13 protein-coding genes are annotated in these 12861 nt (G+C 36.0%); 9 read left to right on the top strand and 4 right to left on the bottom strand.

The features are described from left to right. Positions 1-59 precede the first annotated feature (59 nt). A complete protein-coding gene (locus KIK00_RS10310; RefSeq protein WP_255816463.1) occupies positions 60-1700 on the bottom strand; it encodes a S41 family peptidase in 1641 nt (546 codons plus the stop codon). A gap of 238 nt (positions 1701-1938) precedes the next feature. Here KIK00_RS10310 and KIK00_RS10305 point away from each other — a divergent pair, with 238 nt between their 5' ends. The 9 genes from KIK00_RS10305 (at position 1939) to KIK00_RS10265 (ending at position 10010) form a co-directional block, all read left to right on the top strand. Further along, positions 1939-3165, top strand: coding sequence for an HD domain-containing protein (locus tag KIK00_RS10305; protein ID WP_255816462.1), 1227 nt, complete (start codon positions 1939-1941; stop codon positions 3163-3165). Between the two features lie 71 nt (positions 3166-3236). Continuing rightward, positions 3237-4268, top strand: a complete 1032-nt coding sequence (gene lpxD / locus KIK00_RS10300) for a UDP-3-O-(3-hydroxymyristoyl)glucosamine N-acyltransferase (protein ID WP_255816461.1) — start codon at positions 3237-3239, stop codon at positions 4266-4268. Beyond that, entirely contained in the window at positions 4261-5655 is a 1395-nt protein-coding gene (locus tag KIK00_RS10295; RefSeq protein ID WP_255816460.1) for a bifunctional UDP-3-O-[3-hydroxymyristoyl] N-acetylglucosamine deacetylase/3-hydroxyacyl-ACP dehydratase, read from the top strand. Before lpxD ends, KIK00_RS10295 begins: the two co-directional genes overlap by 8 nt. Next, the gene (lpxA, locus tag KIK00_RS10290) at positions 5656-6450 is read left to right on the top strand and encodes an acyl-ACP--UDP-N-acetylglucosamine O-acyltransferase (RefSeq protein ID WP_255816459.1); all 795 of its coding nucleotides are present in this window, start codon (positions 5656-5658) and stop codon (positions 6448-6450) included. Between the two features lie 24 nt (positions 6451-6474). Next, positions 6475-6810, top strand: a complete 336-nt coding sequence (locus tag KIK00_RS10285; RefSeq protein ID WP_255816457.1) for a hypothetical protein — start codon at positions 6475-6477, stop codon at positions 6808-6810. 15 nt (positions 6811-6825) lie between these two features. Further along, on the top strand, positions 6826-7389 hold the full coding sequence (gene efp, locus KIK00_RS10280) for an elongation factor P (protein ID WP_047378738.1): 564 nt from the start codon (positions 6826-6828) through the stop codon (positions 7387-7389). A gap of 70 nt (positions 7390-7459) precedes the next feature. Continuing rightward, positions 7460-8362, top strand: a complete 903-nt coding sequence (locus KIK00_RS10275; protein ID WP_255816455.1) for an LpxD N-terminal domain-containing protein — start codon at positions 7460-7462, stop codon at positions 8360-8362. Positions 8363-8452: 90 nt separating this feature from the next. Beyond that, positions 8453-9325 carry a succinate--CoA ligase subunit alpha gene (sucD, locus tag KIK00_RS10270; RefSeq protein WP_047378735.1) on the top strand — a complete coding sequence of 291 codons (873 nt, stop codon included), beginning with the start codon at positions 8453-8455 and terminating at the stop codon, positions 9323-9325. Between the two features lie 16 nt (positions 9326-9341). After that, positions 9342-10010, top strand: coding sequence for a porin family protein (locus tag KIK00_RS10265; protein WP_047378734.1), 669 nt, complete (start codon positions 9342-9344; stop codon positions 10008-10010). A gap of 107 nt (positions 10011-10117) precedes the next feature. Here KIK00_RS10265 and KIK00_RS10260 read toward each other — a convergent pair whose 3' ends face one another. From KIK00_RS10260 to KIK00_RS10250, 3 genes are all read right to left on the bottom strand, one after another. Continuing rightward, entirely contained in the window at positions 10118-11428 is a 1311-nt protein-coding gene (locus KIK00_RS10260) for an ABC transporter permease (RefSeq protein ID WP_255816454.1), read from the bottom strand. 5 nt (positions 11429-11433) lie between these two features. Beyond that, positions 11434-12345 carry an ABC transporter ATP-binding protein gene (locus KIK00_RS10255; protein WP_047386977.1) on the bottom strand — a complete coding sequence of 304 codons (912 nt, stop codon included), beginning with the start codon at positions 12343-12345 and terminating at the stop codon, positions 11434-11436. Between the two features lie 108 nt (positions 12346-12453). Beyond that, the gene (locus KIK00_RS10250; protein WP_047378731.1) at positions 12454-12804 is read right to left on the bottom strand and encodes a T9SS type A sorting domain-containing protein; all 351 of its coding nucleotides are present in this window, start codon (positions 12802-12804) and stop codon (positions 12454-12456) included. Positions 12805-12861 lie beyond the last annotated feature (57 nt).

Raw genomic sequence — 12861 nt, 5'->3', positions numbered from 1 at the left:
TAAAAGTTAAATATAAGTTAAATGAAAATACCATTTGATATTTCACATTTTTGTTTCATTCAATCAGTGTTTTTTATATACTCCAAAGCCATTTCCAGAACTTCATCTTTTCCGTTTTTAAGGCCTTTCACAGTCGGTTTTATAAGAATGTCAGGAGTGATGCCTATTCTTTGTGTTTCCCTTCCGTCGGGATAATAAGCTCCAAGTCCTGTAAACCGGGTATCAAGATCTGCAATTTTAAACATAATAATATCTCCGTTGGCTCCCGAAGTATTGCTTCCGAAGATTTTAGCATTCGGATGCTGCTTGAACATCATTGTGGTTGTCTCTGCCTGGCTTTGAGTATTCTCATCTATTAAAACGATTACATTCCCTTTATAGTATCCGGGATTCTTCCTGCCAATACTACTTTTCCTGCTGTAAAATTTTCCGGGATAGCTGGTGTCCGGGAAGGTAAACTGATAATAAACTGAAGACTCCGGAAGCAGAAGATAACTTAAAGGTTCTATGGTTTGCTTAGGATAATTTCTAAGATCAAAGATAATAGACTTTGCAGATTGTAAACTGTTGTACATTTCATTCAGATCTTTCTTCTCTATAATTCCCATATTGACATAGCCGATTTTCTTTTCATAATCGATGAATTTCCATTTTTGGGGAGTCGTTATTTTTTCCTGAATAATATCTTTGGCAAAATAAGTTTTGGTTTTTATTTCCAGATTTTGGCCTTCTCTTTCAATTTTTACAGAAATAGAATCGCTGTTGCTGAACAGAAGTTTGCTTTTTGCTTTGTTGAATTTACCCCAGGAATTGGAGGCTGGAATATATTTTCCAAAGCTGTTGACTATTTGCGGAATCGTTTTACCTTCAATATCATAAATAACATCTCCTACCTGAAGCGGACTTTTATCCTCGAATCTTGTAGCATTAATTTTTGTAATCACAAGTTTTCCTTCTGCATAAGAATACTCTGCTGGCACTCTTCGGTTTCCATATTGGTGATGCTGAATTTCCTTTGATGAAAGATAGGCATGGGAGTCATCTGTTTTGGTAACCAGTTCCGCCAAAGTTAAATGATAACTTTCATCATGATCAATCATAAGGAATTTGGGAATCATTTCTGTAAGAACATCGTTCCAGTTCTGATCTGTTTCATATTTATAAGGAAAAAAATACTCTACATAATTCCAGTACCTGAAGAGCTCCAATAAGCTGATGGTCTTGGAAGTGAATTTTGAACTGTAGGACTTTTCATTTCTGAAATATATTTTCCTTCCGCCTTTTCCGAAATAATGATTATCTCCAAGATTCCGGTTATTTTCAATATAATGAAGTTTTTGAGACAGGCCTCTGGAGAAAATTTGACGATTGTCTATCCAGCTCAGATCAAAATTCTTAAGAAAATATACTTTATCTTCCTTTACTGAGCATTTTTTGCAGGGTGCAACTTCTCCGAGACTTGCGATCCAGTCAGAATAAAAATTATTTAACGCCTGCTTATCATTAATAGAGTCAAGTTCATCAATCTTTTGAAAAAGTTGTTTATCCCAGTTCAGGTTTCCTTTTGCTACATGTGGATGGTAATATTTTAAAAATCCCCATATTCTGCAGAGGGATTCCAGTTTTTGGTTTTCAGTTATAATTTGTGCAGAAAAATTTAAACTTAAAAGTAATAAAAGGAAAAGAGAATACTTTCTCATTAAGGGTTATCGTGTTTTCTCTCAAAGGTAGTCCTTTGCCACAACAACTGCAAAAGGTTTTCAAAAAAATATGAATTAAAAATAAAAATGAGCCGGAGAGATTTTCAATAGTATTGAAAAGGTATTATTTGTGAAAAATATGAATGATATCAGTTTTTAAACTCCATCTTTTAATAGTAATTTAATAAAAGCCTAAACTTTAAAATGCCTAACTTTGTTTGCTAATATTGACGTTTCAATGCAGAATAAGCTAAAAATCATCAACGATCCTGTTCATGGATTCATCAAGATTCCCCACGAAATTTTATTTGATATCATTGAGCATCCTTACTTTCAGAGATTAAGAAGAATCGGGCAGACCGGACTTCTGAACCTGATATTTCCGGGAGCCACTCATACAAGATTTCATCATGCTTTGGGAGCAATGCATCTGATGTTTACTGCATTGGAAACACTAAAGCAGAAAGGGGTGAGAATTTCTGAAGAAGAGGAAAAAGGAGCGATGCTGGCTATTCTGATGCATGATATTGGTCATGGTCCGTTTTCTCATGCACTGGAAAGTATGCTGATGGATGACTGGCATCATGAAAATCTTTCTTTACTCCTAATGAATAAGCTAAATGAGGAGTTTGATGGCCAGTTATCTATGGCTATCGAAATGTTTCGGGGGAAATATCATAGAAAATTTTTCAACCAATTGATCTCTTCCCAGCTGGATGTTGACCGATTGGATTATCTGAAAAGAGATAGCTTTTTTACCGGTGTGTCGGAAGGAAATATTAATACCCAGAGAATTATTTCTATGATGAATGTCTGTGAAGAAGGTGAACTGGTGATTGATGCAAAAGGAATTTATTCCATTGAAAATTTTCTGACAGCCAGAATGTTTATGTACTGGCAGGTGTATTACCATAAAACTTCAGCATTGGCAGAATTTCTTTTGGTTAAGATCCTTGAAAGAGCAAAATATCTGATTTCCCAGGGAACAGAGCTTCCTGCAGCAGAAAATCTGAAATATTTTTTATACCGCGAAAAGAGTGCCGCAACGGATGAAGATATAGAGAGATTTACGAGTCTTGATGATAATGATGTGATCCAGGCGATGAAAGAGTGGCAGAATACGGATGATTTTGTGTTGTCATATTGGTGTAAATGTGTAATTCAGAGAAATTTACCTAAAACAATTATTTCATCACACCAATTTGGAAAGGAAATAATTGATGAAAAAGTAAAAAATACCAATGAATTTTTCAAAATCAACAATGGAAAAGAATTGGTTCATGAAATAAAAAGAAAACTTTTACCCTATCATGCGGAGAAGCAGCCAATCTATTTACTGCATAAAAATGGTAAGAGAACGAGGCTTCATGAGTCGGAAGATCAGCTTTTATCAGGATTAATTGTAAATAAGACGACCCGCTATATCCTTATGTTTCCAAGAGATATCTCCGGGCTAGACTCTTAAATAATATTAAAATTTACGATCTGAAACCAAAAAATGTTTGCAAATTCTAGAATTTCTTATCTTTGCAGAATATGGAATTTACAGCTTCGCAAATTGCAAGTTTTATTGACGGAAAAATAATAGGTGACGAGAATGCACTTATTACAGGGGTTTCACCAATTGAAAATGGGGAATCAGGACATCTTTCTTTTATAGCACAAGATAGATTTTCTCATTTCTTGGATACCTCACGATGCTCTGTTATCATCATTTCGGAAAAACTTCTGGAGAAAAATAATTATAACCCTACCTTAATTGTTGTAAAAGATGCCTATCTTTCTTTTCAGATTCTGATGAATTTATATCAGGAAATGCAGGGAAGAAAAGAAGGTATAGAAAATGGTTCTTCCATTCATGATACAGCCGTTATAGGAGATAAAGCCTATATCGGAGCATTTACTTATGTTTCTGAGAAAGCTAAAATCGGGGAAGGGGCACAGATTTATCCACATGTATATATAGGAAAAGGAGTGAAAATTGGTAAAAACTGCAAGATAGACAGTGGAGCCAGAATTTACGACTACTGTATTATTGGGGATAACTGTGTGATTCATTCCAATACGGTAATTGGAGGTGACGGTTTTGGTTTCCAGCCAACAGCCGAAGGTTTCAAAAAGATACCGCAGCTTGGAAATGTAATTATTGAAGACGATGTTGAGATTGGCTCAAACTGTAGTATTGACAGAGCAACAATAGGCTCTACCATTATAGGAAAAGGAACCAAAATTGATAACCTGATTCAGATTGCCCATAATGTGAAAATAGGTCAGAACAATGTAATTGCAGCACAAGCGGGAATTGCAGGTTCTACTACAATTGGCGACTGGAACCAGATTGGAGGGCAGGTAGGAGTCGTAGGACATATCAAAATAGGAAATCAGGTGAAGATTCAGGCTCAGAGTGGTGTGAATTCCAGTGTTAATGACAGAGAAACATTGTATGGCTCACCTGCCATCAGTTATAATGACTATTTGAGGAGTTATGTTCATTTCAGGAATCTGCCTGGAATAGTAAATAGAATAAATAATCTTGAGAATAACTCAAAAGATAATACTAATGAGTGATATGCAAAAAACACTTCAGCAAGAGGTAACTCTTTCTGGAATTGGTCTTCACACTGGAGAAGTAAAACTTACCATTAAACCTGCTAAAGAAAATACAGGTTTTGTATTTGTAAGAACAGACTTGGAGGGACATCCTCAGGTAGAAGCAGATGTAAATTATGTTGTAGCAACAGAAAGAGGAACTACATTAGAAAAGTTAGGGGTAAAAATTACCACATGCGAACACCTTTTAGCAGCTCTTGTGGGGTGTGATATTGATAACGCAATCTTAGAAATGGATGCCTCTGAACCACCTATTATGGATGGATCTTCTAAATACTTTGTTGAAGCTATTGAAAGCGTTGGTGTTGCAGAACAGGGCGTAGCGAGAGAATATCTGGTTGTAAAAGAAGTTCTTACTTACAGTGACCCGGCAACAGGTTCGGAAATCACAATTATTCCTTCAGATACTTACGAAGTAACAACAATGGTAGATTTTGGGACTAAAGTATTAGGTACTCAGAACGCCACTCTTAAAAATATTTCAGAATTTAAAGACGAAATCTCATCAGCAAGAACATTCAGTTTCCTGCATGAATTGGAAATGCTTCTGGATCATGGTTTGATCAAAGGTGGAGATATTTCCAATGCCATTGTATATGTAGATAAAGATCTTACCCCTGAAACTACAGAAAAATTAAAGAAAGCCTTTGGAAAAGACAATGTATCTATCAGACCAAACGGTATTCTTGACAATCTTAATTTAAACTATCCTAACGAAGCCGCAAGACACAAATTATTAGATGTAATTGGTGACCTGGCTTTGGCAGGAGTAAAAATAAAAGGTAAAGTTATTGCCAACAAACCGGGACACTTTGTGAATACTCAGTTTGCGAAAAAACTAAACCGCCAGTGGAAATTGCAGAAAAAGAAAAACGTTCCGGATTTTGACCTGACAAAAGAACCAGTATTCGATATCAACGGAATAATGAAGCTTATGCCTCACAGACCTCCGTTCTTATTGATTGATAAAGTTCTTGAACTTTCAGACTCTCACGTAGTAGGTTTGAAAAACGTGACAATGAATGAACCTTTCTTCGTTGGACACTTCCCTAAAGAACCAGTAATGCCTGGAGTGCTTCAGGTAGAAGCATTAGCACAGACAGGAGGTATCCTGGTACTGGCCAGCGTTCCGGATCCTGAAAACTATTCTACTTATTTCATCAAAATTGATAAGGTGAAATTCAAGAGAAAAGTAATTCCTGGAGATACGCTTATATTTAAAATTGAATTGATAGAGCCTATCAGAAGAGGAATTGTTCATATGCAGGGGTATGGATACGTAGGAGATACAGTAGCAGTAGAAGCAGAGCTTATGGCTCAAGTTGCAAAAAATAAAGTTGATTAAATGATTCATCAATTAGCAGCCGTAGATAAACGCGCGAAAATCAGCAAAAATGTAATCGTAGAACCATTTACTACCATTGCAGGGGACGTAGAAATTGGAGAAGGAACCTGGATTGGTCCTAACGTTACCATTATGGATGGTGCAAGAATAGGAAAAAACTGTAGGATTTTTCCCGGGACTGTAATCTCTGCAATTCCTCAGGATCTGAAATTTGATGGTGAAGATACTCAGGTAATTATCGGTGATGATACAACAATCAGAGAGTGTGTTACAGTAAACAGAGGTACAAAGGCTCTAGGATATACTAAAATAGGAGCGAGCTGTCTTATTATGGCTACTTCGCACATTGCCCATGATTGCGTTATCGGAGATCACGTTATCATCGTAAACGGTTGTGGTATTGCAGGACATGTGGAGATTGGAGATTATACGGTAATGGGAGGTTTATCAGCGGTTCACCAATTTGGTAAAATCGGAAAACACGTCATGATTTCCGGTGGTACTTTGGTAAGAAAAGATATTCCGCCTTACGTAAAGGTAGCAAGAGAGCCTATGTCTTATGCAGGTATCAATTCTGTTGGATTAAGAAGAAGAGGATTTACAAATGAGAAAATCTTTGAAATTCAGAAAATTTACAGAGCAATCTTCCAGATGAAGATGAACGTTTCTCAGGCTATTTCCCATATTGAAAAAGAAATGCTTCCAACGGCTGAAAGAGATGAAATCTTACAGTTTATTCAAAACTCGCCTAGAGGTATCGTAAAAGGATATGGTACCGGAAAGGAAAGAGATTAATTTAATTATAAATACTATCAGACAATGAAAAGTTTAATCGTACTTATTGCGCTTTCTGCAACTTCTTTTTTGTTTGCACAACAAACGGAAAAGTCTGAAACTGGAAAAAAGGAAAAACCTTTTACCATAGAAAGAAAACTTTCCGAAGTATCTAATGATAGTATTGCCAAGAATAACTTAAATAGTATTCTGAAACAGAAAAATACCGGAAGTTCAATTTTAGGAACAACCGATCAATATAAAACTGATCTTCAGATGAATGTAAACAGATTGAATAATAATGTGAATACGTTCAATAATAATACATTTAACAGAATGATGCCGCAAGGGCAAGGAATACAGTTTAATAAAAGAAAATAAATATTTACAAAATTAATGGCAACAAGTAACGATATCAGAAAAGGTCTTTGCATTGAATATAGCAATGATATTTTTAAAGTAATCGAATTCCTTCACGTAAAACCAGGAAAAGGACCTGCTTTCGTAAGAACAAAATTAAAGTCAGTGACTAACGGTAAAGTAATAGATAATACTTTCTCTGCAGGACACAAAATTGATGAAGTAAAAGTAATCACTAGAAAGTTCCAGTATCTGTATGATGATGAGAACGGATTCCACTTCATGAACAATGATGACTTCTCTCAATTATACATCAATAAAGAAATGATTGAAAACGCCCAGTTCATGAAAGCTGGTGAAGAAGTAACAATCATTTTGAAAGAAGCTGATGAAACTCCACTTTCTGCTGAACTTCCACAGTCAGTATATCTGGATGTTATTGAAGCTGATCCGGGTGTAAAAGGAAACACGGCAACTAACGCTCTTAAAAACGCAATCGTTGAAACAGGAGCAAGAGTAATGGTGCCTTTGTTCATTGAACCGGGAGACAGAATTAAAGTAAGCACTGAAGACGGCAGCTACTTAGAAAGAGTGAAATAATAAATAAAATTTACATAAATTCGGTTTGCATTAGCAGTCCGAATTTTGTTTTATAAGAAAATCTATTGTTATGAGATTCCATTCTCCGCAAAAGCTTAAAACGATTGCAGATTTAATAGGCGCAGCATTTGTTGGCCCGGAAGACTTTGAAGTATTGGGAACCAATGAAATTCACATGGTGAAGCCAGGTGATATCGTTTTTGTGAACCATCCTAAATATTATGACAAAGCATTAAACTCTGCAGCAACTATTATTTTAATTGATAAAGAAGTAGAATGCCCGGAAGGCAAAGCGCTTTTAGTTTCTGATGATCCTTTCAGAGACTTTAATAAAATTAATACTCATTTTACCAGAATATATAATTTTACAGAAGTACTTCACGATGTTGAAATAGGAGAGGGTACAAGGATTCACTCTTCAGCAGTAATCGGAAACAATGTGAAAATCGGAAAAAACACCCTTATTTTCCCTAATGTAGTGATCGGTGATCGTACGGAAATCGGAGATAATGTTATTATTCAGTCCAACACCGTTTTAGGAGGTGACGCGTTTTATTACAGAAAATTAAATGGAAACTTTGACCGTCTGATTTCTGTAGGAAATGTTGTTATTGAAAACAATGTGGAGATCGGAAATGGCTGTACCATTGACAGAGGTGTTACGGATTCTACCATCATTGGAGAAGGTTCTGTTTTGGATAACCAGATTCAGATCGGGCATGATACCGTTATCGGGAAAAAATGTCTTATTGCTTCTCAGGTAGGAATTGCAGGATGCTGTATCATTGGAGATGAGGTGACATTATGGGGACAGGTAGGAATCGCTTCCGGCAATAAAATTGAGGCAGGATCTGTAATTTTAGGAAAAACAGGAGTAAACAGGGATCTGGAAAAAGGTACCTATATTGGGATGTTTGCAGAAGATTTCAAAACTTATCTGAAAAAAGAAGTAAAGCTGAGAAATCTCAAATAAACTATTCCAAAGGTTTTATCCAAAATCAAAGAAATTTAAGTAAATTTGTGAGCATTAATAAAATAATAAATAAATTAAAACAACAATAAAATGTCAATTTTAGTAAACAAAGATTCTAAAGTAATTGTACAAGGATTTACAGGGAACGAAGGAACTTTCCACGCTGGTCAGATGATTGAATACGGAACAAATGTAGTAGGTGGTGTTACTCCAGGAAAAGGAGGCAGCGAGCACTTAGGAAAACCGGTATTTAATACAGTGGCTGATGCTGTTGAAAAAGCAGGCGCAAACGTAAGTATCATTTTCGTACCACCGGCATTTGCAGCAGATGCTATCATGGAAGCTGCTGAAGCAGGTATCAAAGTGATTGTATGTATTACTGAAGGTATTCCTGTAGCTGATATGGTAAAAGTAAAATCTTATATTGCTGACAGAGACTGCAGATTAATCGGACCAAACTGCCCTGGAATCATTACTTCTGAAGAAGCTAAAATTGGTATTATGCCAGGTTTCGTTTTCAAAAAAGGTAAAGTAGGTATTGTTTCAAAATCAGGTACCCTTACTTACGAAGCTGCTGACCAGGTAGTAAGAGCAGGTTACGGTATTTCTACTGCTATCGGTATCGGTGGTGACCCAATCATTGGAACAACTACAAGAGAAGCATTAGAATTATTCATTAATGACCCTGAAACTGAAGCTGTTGTAATGATCGGTGAAATCGGTGGAGGTCTTGAAGCTGAAGCTGCAAGATGGTACAAAGCAAGTGGTTCTAATAAACCGGTTGTAGGATTCATCGCTGGACAAACAGCTCCAAAAGGAAGAACAATGGGACACGCAGGTGCTATCGTAGGTGGTGCTGAAGATACAGCTCAGGCAAAAATGGAAATCATGAGAGAAAACGGTATCAACGTTGTAGACTCTCCTGCTGATATTGGTGCTACTGTAGCAAAAATTCTAGGATAATATAAAACCACATCATATGAAAAAACTTTTATTAGCCTCAGCTTTGACTCTTTCTGCATTATCTTTTGCACAGGTGCAATGGAACAATACAAGATTCGGTCTTACAGCAGGTTTAAACTACTCAAGAGTAGCAAATGCCCACAATCCCTCTGGCCCAAGATTTACCTTCCAAGGTGGAGCTTTGGCTTTGATCCCCGTAGGGAAGGCAAACCAATTCTTTATTCAACCCGAAGTTTTGTACTATGGTGCAGGAGAAACCGGGAAAGATAAAGATGCTAAAGGAAAAGATGGTTATGATGCAGTATATGCAAATAACTATCTGAGTGTACCTCTTTATTTCAAAGGATATTTTTCAGAAGCTGAATCGGAATTCTTTGGATTGATTGGACCTAGATTTAACTTTTTAGTAAGTCAGGACGTAAAAAATGCTCCTATAAGCAGACCTTATTATGATCCGGACGTTACTGATCCTACACAACCAGGAGTAGACGGAAAAGCAAAAAGCTTTAACTGGGGACTTGGACTAGGCGTAGGATATAGCTATAAGAGACAACTCGAAGTAGCTTTAAAATATGATTTAGGACTTTCTGATACTTACCCTGGTCTTGCAAAAGAAAAAGGAGGTAGTGATAAGAAAAAATCAGAACAGGTAATTGCACTTACCTTAAGCTATATATTCAAATAGAATAGCTCAATATAAAAAAATCCCGGAAACTTTAGTTCCCGGGATTTTTTTATTATAAATTATAAATAAGCTAATCTGTAATCTTTACTTTTCAGCCTTTTCATTTACTATCCTTTAATCCACTTCCAAAGCTCTTTTAAAGTAGCTTTATTACCGTACATCAAAATACCTACACGATAGATTTTTCCGGCCAGAAAGATCATAAAAATAGTTGTTGCCAGCAATAATGTAATAGACAATGCAATCTGCCATGCAGGAACTCCAAATGGGATTCTTGCAATCATCGCAACTGGTGAGGTAAACGGAATAATTGACAGCCAGAAGCCTAATGGTCCGTCCGGATTGTTCATCAGGGTAAAACTTCCATACATCCCCAATGTTAATGGTAAAATTGCAAATAAAGTAAATTGCTGTGTTTCTGTTTCGTTATCTACTGCAGAACCAATTGCTGCATAAATAGAACTGTAAAAAATATATCCTAAAAGGAAGAAAACGATGAATACAAAAATGATTAGTGGGAAATTCAGTTCCAACAAACTGTGAGAGATCTGGGTAGCAAGCTGTCCCACATCCAGTTTACTTGCAATCTCATCATTTCCGCCCGGAATATTTTTCTGAAGAGGTGAGAAACCTGTATTCAGAACTAATGCTCCGATGACAGACATCGTGATCCAGATCAGAAACTGTGTCAGTGCAACCATGGTTACCCCCAGAATCTTACCCATCATCAGCTCAAAAGGTTTTACAGAAGAAATGATGATTTCCACAACACGGTTGTTCTTTTCCTCAAGTACACTTCGCATTACCCTTACACCATATATAATGATAAACATAAACGTGACATACATCAGGATCATACTCAGTCCTGACTTAACTCCAAAAGCAAGATCAGAATCCTCTTTATTGTTATCCGTAACATTAATGGTCTTTAATGTGAAGCTTTTATCAAGATCAATTAACTGAGTCTCCTGAATGCCCAATTGTTTAATTTTTTCTTTTTTAACAACATTGCTGATGTCAGAAACAATTTGCTGCTTTGTATCAAATCCTATTTTGCTGTTGATGACCAGTCTTGTCTCCTTTTCAAGCGCATCGAAATTCTGATTTTTCAATTCCGGAAGAATCAAAATACCATCCAGGGATTCATTTCCTTTTAAATTGTTGATCTTGGATTTTTCATCTGCAGCAGAAACAAAAACGTAATTTAATTTGTCATTAGATTTCAGCTGATTCATAAACAATCCGCTCTTATCAACCACTTCTATAATACTGTGTGACTCATTTGCCTTAAACATTAATCCAACTACTGCTCCAAAAGCAATAATCATTATGGGTGCCAGCAGCGTTAGTATGATGAAGGATTTTTTCTTAACCTGTGTAAGAAATTCTCTCTTGGTAATTAAAAAAATATTATTCATAAAATTTAAGGATGGTTACTTACAGCATTAATAAACACTTCATTCATGCTAGGAATTCTTTCATCGAACGATCTCACTTTACCCACTTGTACAAGATCAAGAAGAACATTATTCTGACTCTCTTCATTTTTCAGGTCAAAAGAAACAAGATTATTTTCATTCGATAAATTGAAGATGTCATACTTACTCTTGAAATGGTCAAACTGATCGCTGCTGACTTCAGAAAGTGTAACTCCAAAAATATTTTTCTTGAATTTTTCCCTTACGTCAAAAACCCTTCCGTCAATGATTTTTTTAGAATTGTTGATCAAAGCAACATAATCACACATTTCTTCCACACTTTCCATTCTGTGGGTAGAAAGAATGATGGTTGTTCCGTTATTTTTAAGATCAATAATCTGATCTTTGATTAAGTTGGCATTTACAGGATCAAAACCTGAAAAAGGTTCATCAAGAATCAAAAGATGTGGTCTGTGAAGAACCGTTACTACAAACTGGATCTTTTGTGCCATTCCTTTAGAAAGTTCGGAGAGCTTTTTCTTCCACCATTGGTCGATATTCAGTTTTTCAAACCATTTTTTGGCTTCATTCAGGGCATCACTTTTACTCATTCCCTTCAGTTCCCCGAAATATAAGATCTGATCACCAACACTCATGTTTTTGTACAATCCTCTTTCTTCGGGCATATAGCCGATGTCTTTAATATGATCGGGGTTCAGTTTTTGTCCGTTGATGAAGATATCTCCGGAGTCTGCCTGAGTAATCTGATTAATGATGCGGATAAAAGACGTTTTTCCGGCTCCGTTGGGTCCTAAAAGGCCGTAAATACTACCTTTGGGAACATGGATGCTGAAATCATCCAGGGCGACCTTTTTTCCGGCATTGTAGGTCTTTTTAATATGTTCAGCTTTTAGCATTAAAATTATTCTTTTTACAATTAGTATAAAAAGATTCCGAAAGTTACGGAAATATTAAAACAGAATTAATGTAAAAGAAAAAATCCTGATGATTATCAGGATTGTAATTTATTGTTTCACGATTTGAGTAACTTTCTGCGTGTTGTCACTTAAAATATAACGGATCATATACTTTCCGGGTTTCAATTTTTCAATATTAATCTCACCGGAATTCATATTCACTGTATAATTAGCGACCTGCATACCCAAAATAGAATAAAAAGTCACACTTTTGATTCTTAAAGAAGAATCTTTTGCCTTAATGATAAGGAAATCCTTTGCAGGATTTGGATAAGCAAGCAACACCCCATCATCCGCTTTCTGAGTGATGGAACTCGGCTCTCTAAGCTGAGCTTTTAAATTGTTGGAAAATCCAACAAAAGTGCCTACAAATAGAAATAAAAGTAAAAGTTTTTTCATCAAATTTATAATTTCTCGGATATATATAACAAATGTAATACATTCTACAATTTCATA

The organism is Chryseobacterium sp. MA9 (genome assembly GCF_024399315.1).
Classification (GTDB): domain Bacteria; phylum Bacteroidota; class Bacteroidia; order Flavobacteriales; family Weeksellaceae; genus Chryseobacterium.
This window is presented reverse-complemented; position numbering and strand designations above follow the sequence as displayed.

Coding starts and splice junctions, on each gene's coding strand:
- KIK00_RS10310 (WP_255816463.1), bottom strand. CDS start 1,700: ATGAGAAAGTATTCTCTTTTCCTTTTATTACTTTTAAGTTTAAATTTT.
- KIK00_RS10305 (WP_255816462.1), top strand. CDS start 1,939: ATGCAGAATAAGCTAAAAATCATCAACGATCCTGTTCATGGATTCATC.
- lpxD (WP_255816461.1), top strand. CDS start 3,237: ATGGAATTTACAGCTTCGCAAATTGCAAGTTTTATTGACGGAAAAATA.
- KIK00_RS10295 (WP_255816460.1), top strand. CDS start 4,261: ATGAGTGATATGCAAAAAACACTTCAGCAAGAGGTAACTCTTTCTGGA.
- lpxA (WP_255816459.1), top strand. CDS start 5,656: ATGATTCATCAATTAGCAGCCGTAGATAAACGCGCGAAAATCAGCAAA.
- KIK00_RS10285 (WP_255816457.1), top strand. CDS start 6,475: ATGAAAAGTTTAATCGTACTTATTGCGCTTTCTGCAACTTCTTTTTTG.
- efp (WP_047378738.1), top strand. CDS start 6,826: ATGGCAACAAGTAACGATATCAGAAAAGGTCTTTGCATTGAATATAGC.
- KIK00_RS10275 (WP_255816455.1), top strand. CDS start 7,460: ATGAGATTCCATTCTCCGCAAAAGCTTAAAACGATTGCAGATTTAATA.
- sucD (WP_047378735.1), top strand. CDS start 8,453: ATGTCAATTTTAGTAAACAAAGATTCTAAAGTAATTGTACAAGGATTT.
- KIK00_RS10265 (WP_047378734.1), top strand. CDS start 9,342: ATGAAAAAACTTTTATTAGCCTCAGCTTTGACTCTTTCTGCATTATCT.
- KIK00_RS10260 (WP_255816454.1), bottom strand. CDS start 11,428: ATGAATAATATTTTTTTAATTACCAAGAGAGAATTTCTTACACAGGTT.
- KIK00_RS10255 (WP_047386977.1), bottom strand. CDS start 12,345: ATGCTAAAAGCTGAACATATTAAAAAGACCTACAATGCCGGAAAAAAG.
- KIK00_RS10250 (WP_047378731.1), bottom strand. CDS start 12,804: ATGAAAAAACTTTTACTTTTATTTCTATTTGTAGGCACTTTTGTTGGA.